The following is a 12,573-nucleotide window of genomic DNA, read 5'->3' on the forward strand; positions in this document are numbered from 1 at the left end:
ATGATCTTCAAGCGAAGCGTCCAGCGTTATGGCCGGACACCCGAGCCGGAAACGCCCTATCAACGCGCCGGCCAACTCTGGGATGAGCGGATCGGGTCGGCGCGGGTTCAGGCGCGAAACTGGCGGTTGATGGCCTTTGGAGGCCTGGCGCTCACGACGGTAATGTCCGCTGCTCTCGTGTGGCAATCCCTGCAAAGTCGCGTGACGCCCTATGTCGTCGAAGTCGATCGTCTTGGTGAGGCGCGCGCCATCAGTGAGGCCGAAGCCGGATATCACGCAAACGACGCTCAGATCTCCTGGCATCTGGCGCGGTTCATCGAGAAGGTGCGATCGATCTCGCTGGATCCCGTGCTGATGCGCCGTGATTGGCTGTCAGCCTATGATTTCGCCACCCCGCGCGGTGCGATCTTTCTGGGCGACTATGCGCGCTCGGCGAACCCGTTCGGCGATCTCGGCCAGAGAACGGTCTCGGTGCAGGTCACCAGCGTGGTCAGGGCGTCAGATCGATCCTTCCAGGTCAAATGGATCGAGACGGCGTTCGACCGCGGTGCGCAGTCGGGTGTCGCGCACTGGACCGGCATCCTGACGGTCAAGCTCAAGCCACCCACATCGGCAGACGTCCTGCGCAAGAATCCGCTCGGGCTCTATGTCGACGCGATCGACTGGAGCCGCGAGCTCGAGCCGGCGGCAGGTCCGGCGGCCTCACCCCCACCGCGACCAGCGCAATCCGCACCTGCGGTCCCACCCGGTCCGGCGCCGGTTCCGGACTCCGCCGCTGCTCCATCTTCCCCTTCCGGCCAGGAGAATCAGCAATGACACAGACCCGCATGATTTCGACCTTGCTCTCGGTGACGATGGCATCGATCGCGCCAACCTGCGCGCTGGCGCAGGCCTCCGTCTCCGCGGAGGGAGCGCATCGGGCGACCTCCACGATCGCGGCGGCGAACCGGGCGGCGACGCTCGAGCCGATGCCTCCCGCCTTCATCAATGCCGCTGCGGTGATGCCCTATGCCGACGGAGCGATCTATCAGGTCTACACCACGCCTGAACGCGTGACGGATATCGCGCTCGAGCCGGGTGAAGTGCTCGGCGCGGTTGCGAGCGGCGACACGGCGCGCTGGGTGATCGGCGATACGACAAGTGGGGCAGGGGCCGGCAAGCGGGTCCATATCCTCGTGAAGCCCTTTGCCGCGGGCCTTTCCACCAACCTCGTCATCACGACCGACCGGCGCACCTATCATGTCGCGCTTGCGAGCGTGCGCGGCGCGGGGATGTCCGCGCTGGCGTGGACCTACCCGCAGGACGGGCTGATCGCGATCAAGCGATCGGAGGAAGTTGCCGCTGCCGCAGCGCCGGTCGCTGCCGGGCTCGACGTCGATCAGCTCCATTTCAACTATGCCATCTCCGGCGACACGCCGCGGTGGCGGCCCTTGCGGGCGTTCGACGACGGCAGACAGACCTATATCGAATTTTCCGCCAGCCTCGCGGTCGGCGAGGCGCCGCCGCTGTTCCTCGTCGGCGCAAAGGGCGAAGCGCAACTCGTCAATTATCGCCTGCGCGGCCGCTACTATGTCGTCGACAGGATATTCGACGTGGCCGAGCTTCGCCTTGGCACCAACCATCAGGACGTCGTGCGGCTCACCCGCATCGACGCGTCCCGGAGCCGCCATGTCAAGGGGAGGGCGCTGTGACCGAGGTCATCGCTGAGCCCGAAGAGGGCGCCGCCCCGCCCACACCGCCGAAGGTCGATCCAGAGACCCTCGTCCTCCGCGCACGGCCGGCGCGCGCCATTCGGTTCAAGCGCGGGCTGATCGTCTCGTTGGCCGCTATTGCCGCGGCGGGCGTTGTCGGCACTGCCTGGTTCGCGCTCGAGCCACGGGCCCTGCATCTCGCCGCCGACGGTGAGGACAAGAACATCGCAGCCAAGGCGCCGAGCGACACGCTGAGCGCACTCCCGACCAGTTACGGGACTGCGCCCGAACTTGGACCGCCGCTTCCTGGGGATCTTGGCAGGCCTATTCTTGAGCGTCAGCGCCAGTTCGCCGGCGAAACCATGCCGCCTATCCCTCCTGCGGTGTCGGCAGCGCCGCAAGCCGTCGACGACGCGCGCCAGCGCCGCCTCGCAGAACGTAAGGCGGCACGCGAATCCGGCCTTCTGGTTCAGACTACCGGTCAGCAAGGCGCAAACCCATCGATGCCCGCCAGTTATGTACCAACGACGACCCCGGTTGGCGACGATCACGCGAACAAGGTCGCGATCGACGCCCAGGGTGATCCCAACGGTCAACAGCGCAAGGCGGACTTCGTCCGCACCACCGACAAGGCCGGGGATACCAATTCTTATGTGGTGGCGTCGCGTCCGTCGCCCTTCACTCTTTCGGCGGGGAGCGTGATATCCGCCAGCCTGATCACCGGGCTGCGATCGGACCTACCCGGCTTGGTGACCGCACAGGTGACCGAGCGGATCTTCGACAGCGCAACGGGCCGTATCCTGCTGATACCGCAGGGCGCTCGCCTGATCGGCGCGTACGACAGCGTGGTCGCGTTTGGGCAGCGCCGTGCGCTGGTAGTTTGGCAGCGCATCATCTTTCCGGACGGCAGTTCGATCCGGTTGGAGAACGCACCGGCGACTGACCCTTCCGGCTTTGCCGGCCTCGCCGACAAGGTCGACTTCCACACCTGGTCGCTGTTGAAGGGCGTCGTGCTGTCGACCCTGCTGGGTGCCGGCTCGGAACTGCAATTCCGCGGCGAGAGCGATCTCGTTCAGGCGGTCCGGCAATCGACGCAGCAGAACGCCTCGCGCGCAGGAGATCAACTCACCTCTCGAAACCTGCAAGTCCAGCCGACGATCACCATTCGCCCCGGCGCGCCTGTCCGACTCCTTGTGCATCATGATCTCGTGCTGAAACCCTGGATGGAGGAAAGGTGATGGCTGACCTGCGCCTCCCCAGGCTGCCGGACCGAACGCCGGTCAAAGTTAGCATCCAGGTCACACCGCAGCTCTTCGCCGACCTCACTCGATATGCGGGCCTCTACCAGGAGACCTATGGTCGGGAGGAAGCCGTCGGCGACCTGATTCCGTCGATGCTGACCGCCTTTCTCGACAGCGACCGGGCTTTTAGCAGAACGCGGTCGGGCGGGAAGTGAGTGGCATGTCCTCGACCAATCAGAAGGAAGGGGAGGCGGCGAATGGCTCGATTGTAGGTCGAGTCTTGCTGATCGCCACGCAGGTGAACGATGGAGATAAGTGAACGTCTCCTCTCAGTCGCCGACGCGGCCGACTTCCTGAGAGTCCATCCAAATACAATTCGGGCGTGGGTGCGTTCGGGTCGCATTCCGGGCGCCAAGATCGGCCGCTGTTGGCGGTTCATCGAGGCCGATCTTGTGACGGCGACTCGCGAGCGCTATTCTGCGGCCGCACGAATGCAGCCGAGTGCCTTTCAAGAGGAGGCAATATGGCACTCTGGAACCGTGCAGGAACATACTACGTCAAGATCACAGCACCTGACGGAACGCTCATTAGACGCACTACTGGAACGTCCGACAGGCTCAAGGCCGAAGAATACCACGACAAGCTGAAGGCCGAGCTGTGGGATCTTGCCAGGTTGAAGCGAAAGCCGAAGCGGACATGGGACGAGGCGGCTCTCCGGTGGCTGAAGGAAAAGGCCCACAAGAAGTCCTATCGGGACGATGTGAGCCGGATCCGTTGGTTCACCAGGCATCTGCGTGGCAAGACACTGGACCAGGTGAGCAGGGACATGATCGATCGGATCATCTCTCGACATCATGCCCGATCGAGCGATCGCACGAAGGATCTCTATGTGGCGCTGATCCGCGCCATGTTCCGGATGGCGCAGCGCGAATGGGAATGGATCGAGCAGATACCGGCGTTCAAGACCTACACGAGGAATGCAAAGCCGAGGGTGCGTTGGTTGACGCACGCGCAGGCCGACCGCCTCCTGGAGGAACTTCCCGATCACCAGCAGGACCTGATGCTGTTCGCGCTCGCAACGGGGCTGCGACAGGGGAATATCAAGAGGCTGACCTGGGACCAAGTCGACTTCTCCCGCCGCATCGTCACGATCGAGCACGGAGACACCAAGAATAACGAGGCTTTGGGTGTTCCGCTCAATGACCTCGCCATCTCGGTCCTCCGGCGGCAGATGGGGAAGCAGTGCGAGCATGTGTTCACTTATGCCGGACGACCAATCGGGCAGGTGAACACGAAACATTGGCGAGACGCGCTCAAACGCGCGGGCATCGCCGATTTTCGCTGGCACGACCTGCGGCATACCTGGGCGAGCTGGTTGCGGCAGAATGACGTGCCCACCTGGGTGCTTCAGGAGCTGGGGGGCTGGAAATCGGAGTCGATGGTGCGCCGCTACGCGCACATGTCGGTGAGGCATTTGCAGCCCTATGCAGACCAGCTGATTTTTGAGGCCAAAACAGGTCACACCGCCTCCTCGGAGCCGGCACCATGTCAAGGTCACAAAAATGGTCACAGTGAGAGCCCATTCGCGCTCAAACTTGTGGCCGGGACTGACCTAAGTGACTGAGAAGTAAGCAAAATTATGGTGGACGCACTTGGGCTCGAACCAAGGACCCGCTGATTAAGAGTCAGCTGCTCTACCAACTGAGCTATGCGTCCATATCCGGTGCGGCGTAATCGGCGCGTTGGAAGCGCCGCCGCTGTCGGGGAGGGCGCGCGTTAGCATTGCCGCCGCTAAATGCAAACCCGAAATCGCGCTTTTTTGCTACCAGCGGGCGGTCTGGCGATTTTGCCGGTCGATCGACATCAATATGCCGAGACAGGCCAGCACGGTCAGCTGTGCCGAACTGCCGAAACTGATAAAGGGCAGGGGGATGCCGACCACCGGCGCGATGCCCATGACCATCGACATATTGATCGCGACATAGAGGAAGATGGTCGTGGCCAGGCCCGCCGCAGTCAGGCGGCCGAATTTGGTCTGCGCCTGCAGCGCGACATTCACGCCCCAGAAGATCACGGCGAAAAAAGCGATGATCAGCAGAATGCCGCCGATCAGGCCCCATTCCTCCATCATCGTCGCCAGCGCGAAATCGGTATGCCCCTCGGGCAAATAATCGAGATGGCTTTGTGTGCCGTTGAGAAAGCCCTTGCCGAAGATGCCGCCCGATCCGATCGCGATCTTCGACTGGCTGATATGATAGCCGGTGCCAAGCGGGTCGCTCTCGGGATCGAGGAAGACGAGGATGCGGTTGCGCTGATAGCCGTGCAGCACGAAGTTGACCGCAAGCGGGATCGCAGCGCCCAGCGCCAGCGCGCCACCGATGAACAGGCGTAGCGGTACACCGGCCAGGAACATCACCACAACACCGCCCATGCAGATCATCAGCGCGGTGCCGAGATCGGGCTGCAGCATGACCAGCGCGCCGGGCACGCCGATCAGCAGCGCCGCAGGCCAGATCGCGCCGAAACGCCGCGTTTCATTGGGCGGCAGCATGTCGTAGAATTTGGCGCAGGCGAGCACGATGAACGGCTTCATGAACTCCGACGGTTGCAGCCGGATCAGGCCGAGATCGAGCCAGCGCTGGCTGCCGCCACGTACCGCGCCGAGCAGTTCGACCAGCACCAGCGCGATGACCAGCACGGCATAGACGGGCAGCGCGATGTTGCTCCACACCGATTCGCGCACGCGCGACAGCGCGATCGCCCCCGCGAGCAGCACGAAGAAACGGATGCCTTGCGTCAGTGCCCAGGGACGCAGCGAACCGCCTGCGGCGGAATACAGCACGACCAGTCCGAAACTGCCGATCAGGATGACGAGGAAGATGACCCTCCATGGCAATTGCGCGAGCGGCGCAGGGACGAAGTTCAAGCCCGGGTTCAATCCTGTGACTCCGTCGATCCGACCTGCGCGATGCCGTTACCCGAAGCGGTTGCGGCACCGAGCGCCTCGGCGGTGGCGTTCTGTGCTGCGGTCGCCGCCTCCACCGCAGGCGCGGCGGTCGGCGCGGTGGCGCTGGTTTCGGTCGCGGCACCGACACCCGGCGCGGGCGCGTTGGCTGCTGCGCGATATGCGGCGCTTTGCGTCGCGGCGCGCTGCGTGATGTCGCCGCCCCAGGTGGGCTCGCCCTCGGCGAGCGATTTCAATGCGGCTTCGCGGTCGAACATATAGGTCATGATGTCGCGCGCGATCAGCGGCGTGTCGAGATTTCGGATCAAATGGCCATTATGTTCGAGCACGATGCCAGCGGCATATTTGGGTTTGTCGGCCGGCGCAAAGCATACGAACAGCGCGTGATCGCGCAGCTTGAACGGCAGTTGCCGGTTGTTGAGCACGCCGCTGCCGCGTTCGGCCATGGTGATGCGGCGAACCTGCGCGGTGCCGGTCTTCGCCGCGAGCGCTACTCCGGGAATCTGCAACCGCGCGGAACCGGCGGTACCGCCCTGGTTGACCACACCGAACATCGCATCGCGCACGATTGCGAGATGTTCGGGCGATACCTTCAGCGGTGCCGCGAGTGGCGCCCTGCCGTTCATCAATATTCTTGGCTGGAGGTGCCGGCCGGAAGCGATACGCGCCGACATCACGGCCAGCTGAAGCGGATTGGCGAGAACATAACCCTGGCCGATCGACGCGTTGAGCGAATCCGCGACGGTCCAGCTGTCCTTGTATTTCTTCAGCTTCCACGCGCTGTCGGGCACGGTGCCGTAACGCTGCGTGTCGAACGGCAAATGATATTTCTCGCCGAGCCCGACCATCCGCGCGATCGGGGCGATTGCGTCATAACCGACGCGGCGGATCATCTCGTAAAAATAGATGTCGCAGCTCTGCATGACCGCGTTTTTCATGTCGAGCGGGCCATGGCCGCGGCGCTTGTGGCAGTGGAACGTGCCGGTACCGACGCGCATCGCGCCCGAACAATTGACCCGTGCATGTGGATCGACCCCGGCGGTCAGCAACGCCAGCGCATTCATCGGCTTGACCGTCGATCCGGGCGGATAAAGTCCCTGCAGCGTCTTGTTCATCAACGGCACATGGTCGTCGTCGGACAGCATCTTCCATTCGAGATGGCTGATGCCGTCGGAAAAACTGTTCGGGTCGTACGCGGGCATCGACACCATCGCCAGGATGTCGCCGGTGTCGCAATCGATCACCACCGCAGAGCCGGAATTGGTCCCAAGGCGCCGTGCGGCATATTCCTGCAATCCGGCATCGATCGTCAGCCGCGCGGTCTGACCCGGCGTGTCACCGCGCGTCTCGAGCTCGCGCACCACCTTGCCACGCGCCGTCACTTCGACGCGTTTCGCGCCAGCTTCGCCGCGCAGAGATTTTTCCAGCGTCTTTTCAAGGCCATCCTTGCCCAGCTTGAAGCCGGGCGTGACCATCAACGGGTCCTTGGTCTTCTGATATTGCTCGGCCGACGCCGCGCCGACATAGCCGGTGAGATGCGCGACCGCTGCGCCGGCGGGATAGCTGCGTGCAAAACCGCGCGTCGGTGCGATGCCGATCAGTTCGGGCAGCCGGACGCTGACTGCCGCAAACTGTTCCCAGTTGAGATTCTCCGCGACCTGCACCGGTTGAAATCCGGCCGCGTGCTTTAGATCTGTGGCGATGCGATCCATTTGCTCGGGCGGAAGATTAAGGATCGTGCGCAACAGGCCGAGCACGCGGTCCTTGTCCTCGAGCCGGTCGGGGATGATATCGACGCGAAAATCGGTGCGGTTGTTGGCCAGCGGCGCGCCATGACGATCGACGATCCAGCCGCGACGCGGCGGCACCAGCGTCATGTTGACGCGATTGCTCTCGGAAAGCACGCGATAGCGTTCATTCTCCGCGACCGCGAGCCAGGTCATGCGTCCGGCCAGCGTAACCGCGACAAGGCCCTGACCGACGCCAAGCATCATCGCGCGACGGCTGAAACTATAGGATTGGGAAGCTTCGGTAACGTTCCGCATGGTCAGGATATGCGCCTTTTCATGCGCCTTCGCGTTTTCCGTCCAGCCACGCGCAAAACCGCGCCACCAGCGGGAACAACATGATCGAGATGACCGCTTGCAGCAAGAGCACGGTATCGACATGCGCGCCGAGTGGCGACGCGATCAGCCGCCCCGCAATCAGGCAGAAGCCGATCGACCCGGCGGCGATCAGCCAGTTCTGCCAGAAATCACGGAACACCAGGCGCTGATCGATCATGTCGATGACGAAGAAACAGATCATCCACAACAACATCGCGCTGCCCAGCGGCTGACCCGAGACCAGGTCATCGAAAAATCCCAGCGGCAACGCCGCCCAGATCGCGAACGCATCTGGCCGCATCAGCCGCCAGCCGAGCAAGATCATCAGGCCGAGCGGTGGCAGGAGTGGAAAGCTTGCGACATAGGGCCAGATGGTCAGCAACGACGCGATCATGACCGACGCGCCCGGTACGATCCGCTGCAGGACCGGCGGGGGCGGGGCATCATAAGGATTGCGCGCCGGTGTCCTCACGGTTTGGCCGCCGCGCCAGGTGCCGCCGCTGCAGGGGTCGGCGGCAAGACGGGCATGAAGGTCTGCTGCACCAGTGCGAAATCGAGCGTATCTGGCTGAGCGAAGCTGCGCGCCAGGGCGGTGTCGCGCGAGCGGCGGACAATGCGCGCGACGGGAATATTGGGGGAATAGATACCGCCGGTGCCCGAAGTGACGAACACGTCGCCGGGTTCGAACGGGACATTGGACAGGCTGACCGAACGAATGTCGATCATCCCGTCGCCGCGTCCCGCGGCGAGTGCCGGCAGACCATCGCGTGTACGGCGCACCGGCACGATGCTTTCCGGATCGGTCAGCAGCAGCACGCGCGCGGTATTGGGCCCCGTTTCGAGGATTCGGCCGATCAGGCCTTCCGGGCCGCGTACCGGCTGACCCTCGCGCACGCCCTGCCAGGCGCCGGCATTGAGGACAGCGAAGCGCCGCGTGCTGGAGGCCGAAGAACTTACCAGTCGCGCGGTGACGACGGGATCGGCGTTACGCTCGCGCAGGTGGAGCAACGCCTTGAGCCGGCGATTGTCATAGGACAGCATACGCGCGCGCAGCAGCAACGCGCGGTTGTCGGCGATTTCCTTGCGCAATTGCGCATTCTTTTGATTGACGGCGAAATGGTCACCGATCGACGCCGGGATCGATGCGACGCCGCGGCCAAACCCGGCAAGGCCGGACGAGATCGGTGTGGTGATTTCGGCGACGGTGGCGCGAAACGCGATAAAGGCCGGCGGGTTCAATGTGGCGAGGGCAAGCAGAATCACCGCGACGATCGCTCCCGCGGCCGCGATGACATATCCCAGGAACAATCCGTATTGCGCCCGCCGCGAGAAACCCGGGCGCCGGTTGCGAGACGGCGCCATGTTACCCCCTCAAAAGCCCTAAGGCTGTATACGATAAACAAACGGTCTTCAGAACAATTGTTCTCGTCTTCGTATAAGCCGTTCGTCCCGAACAAGGGGTTGGTCGGAACGAACGGTTATTCGAATTGACGCTCCTAAGCGCTGTGCAACACGCCGCGGAACACCGGATCCTCAAGCGCGCGACCGGTGCCGAGCGCGACGCAGATCAGCGGGTCGTCGGCGATCGTCACCGGCAGGCCGGTTTCATCGCGCAGCACCTCGTCGATACCCTTGAGCAATGCGCCACCACCGGTGAGCACGATACCCTGGTCGACGATATCGGCGGCCAGTTCGGGTGCCGTATTCTCCAGCGCGATGCGTACGCCCTCGACGATCTGGCCGACCGGTTCGGACAATGCCTCGGCGATCTGGCCCTGGTTGATCTGGATTTCCTTCGGCACGCCATTGACCAGGTCGCGGCCCTTGACGTGGATGGTGAGACCGATGCCGTCGGATGGCGGCTTGGCCACGCCGACTTCCTGCTTGATGCGCTCGGCGGTCGAATCGCCGATCAGCAAATTATGGTTGCGGCGCACATAGGAGACGATCGCTTCGTCCATCTTGTCGCCACCGACGCGGACCGAGGTGGTATAGGCAAGGCCGCGCAAGCTCAGCACCGCGACTTCGGTCGTACCGCCGCCGATATCGACGACCATCGACCCGATCGGCTCGGTCACCGGCATGTCGGCGCCGATCGCGGCGGCCATCGGCTCCTCGATCAGCCAGACCTGCGAGGCGCCGGCGTTCGACGCGGCATCGCGGATCGCGCGGCGCTCGACCGAGGTCGAGCCCGACGGCACGCAGATCACGATTTGCGGCCAGCGGAAAAAGCGTCGTTGCCCGCCATGAACCTTGTGGATGAAATGCTTGATCATCTGCTCGGCGACATCGATATCGGCGATCACGCCGTCGCGAAGCGGGCGGATCGCCTGGATGCTGTCGGGGGTCTTGCCCATCATCAACTTGGCGTCGTCACCGACCGCCTTGACTCGCTTGACGCCGTTGATCGTCTCGACCGCGACCACCGATGGTTCGTTGAGTACGATGCCGCGACCGCGCAGATATACGACGGTATTCGCGGTCCCAAGATCGATCGCCATGTCGTGCGAGGAGAACCTGAAAAGTTTCGAGAGAAAGCTCATTGATCGTTCCGTTTCAGGCCGCCCCCATGTGACCGGGTTCGGCAGTTCGCACTGGTCCCGGCAAAACTGCTATATCCGAAGGATCCAGGGCGGAAATTCCACGCTCTGGATGCCTGTAGATGCGGGTCGCGGGATGCCGTCGCTTGGGCTACAGCATCCCCCATGTCAATACGGCGCCTCCCCGAACATCTCGTCAATCGTATCGCTGCCGGTGAAGTGGTCGAACGGCCCGCCAGTGCGTTGAAGGAACTGGTCGAAAATGCGGTCGATGCGGGCGCGAATCGCATCGATATACGGCTGCGCTCCGGCGGCGTGGACGGAATCGAGGTTATTGACGACGGCTGCGGCATGACACCTCCCGATATGGCGCTCGCGCTGGAGCGTCATGCGACCTCAAAACTCCCCGATGAGGCGATCGAAGCGGTCACGACGCTCGGTTTTCGCGGTGAAGCGTTGCCCTCGATCGCCAGCGTCGCACGCATGACGCTCGAAAGCCGGGTGCGTGGTGCGGAAGGCTGGTCGCGCGTGGTCGATAATGGCTTGCTCGAGTCCGAAGGACCGGTCGGCATCCCGCCTGGTACAAGAGTGCGCGTCGAAGGCCTGTTCGAGCGCGTGCCGGCGCGGCGCAAGTTCCTGCGCTCCGCCAGGTCGGAATATGCCGCCTGTCTCGATGTCGTGAAACGGCTCGCCATGGCGAATCCCCATATCGGTTTCTCGGTCGAGCATGACGGCCGGCGCGTGTTGTCAGTAACCGGCGGGGATACTCTGCCCGACCGTGTCGCCGCGCTGACCGATCGTGGGCTGGTCGAAAACGGCATCGTCATCGAACTGGAGCGCGAAGGTTTGAAGCTTGGCGGCATCGCCGGCCTGCCGACCTTCAATCGCGGCATTGCCGACCACCAATATCTCTTCGTCAATGGTCGCCCGGTGAAGGACCGGCTGCTGGTCGGCGCGGTGCGCGGCGCCTATGCCGAATTGCTCGCGCGCGATCGTCACGCCGTGGTCGCGCTGTTCCTCGACGTGCCGAGTGACGTGGTCGATGTGAACGTTCATCCGGCCAAGACCGAAGTCCGCTTCCGCGAACCCGCCATGGTGCGCGGCCTGATCGTCAGCGGCCTGCGCCGTGCGCTCGACGAAGCCGGCCATCGCAGCGCGCAGCGCCCGGATCGCGGGGCGATGGCGGCATGGCAAAGCGAACCGCTGGAACCAGCGCCGCCGCTACTTTGGGACAGGGGAGATATGGGACACCCGGATGTGTCACCAGCATCGCAGACGCGGTACGCCGTCCATGACCGCCGCACGAGCTTCATCCCGCCGCCCATGGCGCGGGCTGAACCGGCCTATGCGCCGCCGCCGGAAACAACCAGCTATCCGCTGGGCGTGGCGCGCGGCCAGGTAGCGAAGACCTATATCGTTGCCGAGGCCGAGGATGGTCTGGTGCTGGTCGACCAGCACGCGGCGCACGAACGGCTGGTGCTTGAACGCATGCGCAAGGCGATGGCGACCGGTGGCGTCGCAAGCCAGGCATTGCTCCTGCCCGAAGTGATCGAGCTCAACGAACCTGCTTGCGACCGGCTCGATGCACGCGCTGCCGAGTTGAGCGAGTTCGGGCTCGATCTCGAACGCTTCGGCCCACGCGCGATGCTCGTCCGCGCGGTGCCGGCGATGCTTGGGCAAAGCGATGTCACCGGCCTGGTTACCGACCTCGCCGATGAACTCGCCGCGTTCGACGAAGCGCTGAGCCTGAAGGAGCGCCTCGATCATGTCGCCGCGACCATGGCCTGCCATGGCTCGGTTCGCGCCGGGCGCATATTATCCGTGACGGAGATGAACGCACTTCTGCGCGAAATGGAGGTCACGCCGCATTCGGGGCAGTGCAACCATGGCCGGCCCACCTGGGTGAAGCTGGCGCATGGCGATATCGAGAAGCTGTTCGGGCGGAAGTGAAAGCTGATCAGCTGGATCGCCGCTTGGGTCGCCATGAAAAGGTTCCCACGTAGCGCAGAAAGATTCCTGTTCATCTGGCTG

General features: G+C 63.7%; 11 protein-coding genes and 1 tRNA gene. 6 read left to right on the top strand and 6 right to left on the bottom strand.

The features are described 5' to 3' along the window. The 5 genes from trbF to G4G27_RS07320 all read left to right on the top strand — a co-directional run bounded on the left by trbF (position 1) and on the right by G4G27_RS07320 (position 4,556). Complete coding sequence (trbF, locus tag G4G27_RS07300) at positions 1-816, top strand: conjugal transfer protein TrbF (RefSeq protein WP_183112718.1); 816 nt, start codon at positions 1-3, stop codon at positions 814-816. Continuing rightward, positions 813-1,691, top strand: coding sequence for a P-type conjugative transfer protein TrbG (gene trbG, locus G4G27_RS07305; RefSeq protein WP_244624595.1), 879 nt, complete (start codon positions 813-815; stop codon positions 1,689-1,691). The genes trbF and trbG overlap by 4 nt, the downstream gene beginning before the upstream one ends. After that, the gene (locus G4G27_RS07310; RefSeq protein WP_244624596.1) at positions 1,688-2,929 is read left to right on the top strand and encodes a TrbI/VirB10 family protein; all 1,242 of its coding nucleotides are present in this window, start codon (positions 1,688-1,690) and stop codon (positions 2,927-2,929) included. The genes trbG and G4G27_RS07310 overlap by 4 nt, the downstream gene beginning before the upstream one ends. After that, positions 2,929-3,147 (top strand): DUF2274 domain-containing protein, encoded by a 219-nt coding sequence (locus tag G4G27_RS07315; protein ID WP_183112719.1) that lies wholly within the window; start codon positions 2,929-2,931, stop codon positions 3,145-3,147. The genes G4G27_RS07310 and G4G27_RS07315 overlap by 1 nt, the downstream gene beginning before the upstream one ends. Before the next feature lie 308 nt (positions 3,148-3,455). Next, positions 3,456-4,556, top strand: a complete 1,101-nt coding sequence (locus G4G27_RS07320) for a site-specific integrase (protein WP_183112720.1) — start codon at positions 3,456-3,458, stop codon at positions 4,554-4,556. A 16-nt stretch (positions 4,557-4,572) separates the two neighbouring features. Here G4G27_RS07320 and G4G27_RS07325 read toward each other — a convergent pair. From G4G27_RS07325 to G4G27_RS07350, 6 genes are all read right to left on the bottom strand, one after another. Next, positions 4,573-4,648: transfer RNA gene (locus tag G4G27_RS07325), tRNA-Lys, on the bottom strand. 106 nt (positions 4,649-4,754) lie between these two features. After that, positions 4,755-5,858, bottom strand: a complete 1,104-nt coding sequence (gene rodA / locus G4G27_RS07330) for a rod shape-determining protein RodA (protein ID WP_244624597.1) — start codon at positions 5,856-5,858, stop codon at positions 4,755-4,757. A gap of 8 nt (positions 5,859-5,866) precedes the next feature. Further along, on the bottom strand, positions 5,867-7,942 hold the full coding sequence (gene mrdA / locus G4G27_RS07335) for a penicillin-binding protein 2 (protein WP_183112722.1): 2,076 nt from the start codon (positions 7,940-7,942) through the stop codon (positions 5,867-5,869). A 19-nt stretch (positions 7,943-7,961) separates the two neighbouring features. Further along, on the bottom strand, positions 7,962-8,474 hold the full coding sequence (gene mreD / locus G4G27_RS07340; protein WP_244624598.1) for a rod shape-determining protein MreD: 513 nt from the start codon (positions 8,472-8,474) through the stop codon (positions 7,962-7,964). After that, a complete protein-coding gene (gene mreC, locus G4G27_RS07345) occupies positions 8,471-9,364 on the bottom strand; it encodes a rod shape-determining protein MreC (protein ID WP_183112723.1) in 894 nt (297 codons plus the stop codon). Before mreC ends, mreD begins: the two co-directional genes overlap by 4 nt. Positions 9,365-9,498: 134 nt before the next feature. Further along, positions 9,499-10,545 carry a rod shape-determining protein gene (locus G4G27_RS07350; protein ID WP_183112724.1) on the bottom strand — a complete coding sequence of 349 codons (1,047 nt, stop codon included), beginning with the start codon at positions 10,543-10,545 and terminating at the stop codon, positions 9,499-9,501. A gap of 162 nt (positions 10,546-10,707) precedes the next feature. Here G4G27_RS07350 and mutL point away from each other — a divergent pair, with 162 nt between their 5' ends. After that, a complete protein-coding gene (gene mutL / locus G4G27_RS07355) occupies positions 10,708-12,492 on the top strand; it encodes a DNA mismatch repair endonuclease MutL (protein ID WP_183112725.1) in 1,785 nt (594 codons plus the stop codon). Positions 12,493-12,573: the final 81 nt, after the last annotated feature.

This window comes from Sphingomonas sp. So64.6b (assembly GCF_014171475.1).
GTDB classification, from domain to species: Bacteria; Pseudomonadota; Alphaproteobacteria; order Sphingomonadales; family Sphingomonadaceae; genus Sphingomonas; species Sphingomonas alpina_A.

Bases quoted from the DNA above. Each gene is read 5' to 3' on its own strand.
- trbF (WP_183112718.1), top strand. From the start codon at position 1: ATGATCTTCAAGCGAAGCGTCCAGCGTTATGGCCGGACACCCGAGCCG.
- trbG (WP_244624595.1), top strand. From the start codon at position 813: ATGACACAGACCCGCATGATTTCGACCTTGCTCTCGGTGACGATGGCA.
- G4G27_RS07315 (WP_183112719.1), top strand. From the start codon at position 2,929: ATGGCTGACCTGCGCCTCCCCAGGCTGCCGGACCGAACGCCGGTCAAA.
- G4G27_RS07320 (WP_183112720.1), top strand. From the start codon at position 3,456: ATGGCACTCTGGAACCGTGCAGGAACATACTACGTCAAGATCACAGCA.
- mrdA (WP_183112722.1), bottom strand. From the start codon at position 7,942: ATGCGGAACGTTACCGAAGCTTCCCAATCCTATAGTTTCAGCCGTCGC.
- mreC (WP_183112723.1), bottom strand. From the start codon at position 9,364: ATGGCGCCGTCTCGCAACCGGCGCCCGGGTTTCTCGCGGCGGGCGCAA.
- G4G27_RS07350 (WP_183112724.1), bottom strand. From the start codon at position 10,545: ATGAGCTTTCTCTCGAAACTTTTCAGGTTCTCCTCGCACGACATGGCG.
- mutL (WP_183112725.1), top strand. From the start codon at position 10,708: ATGTCAATACGGCGCCTCCCCGAACATCTCGTCAATCGTATCGCTGCC.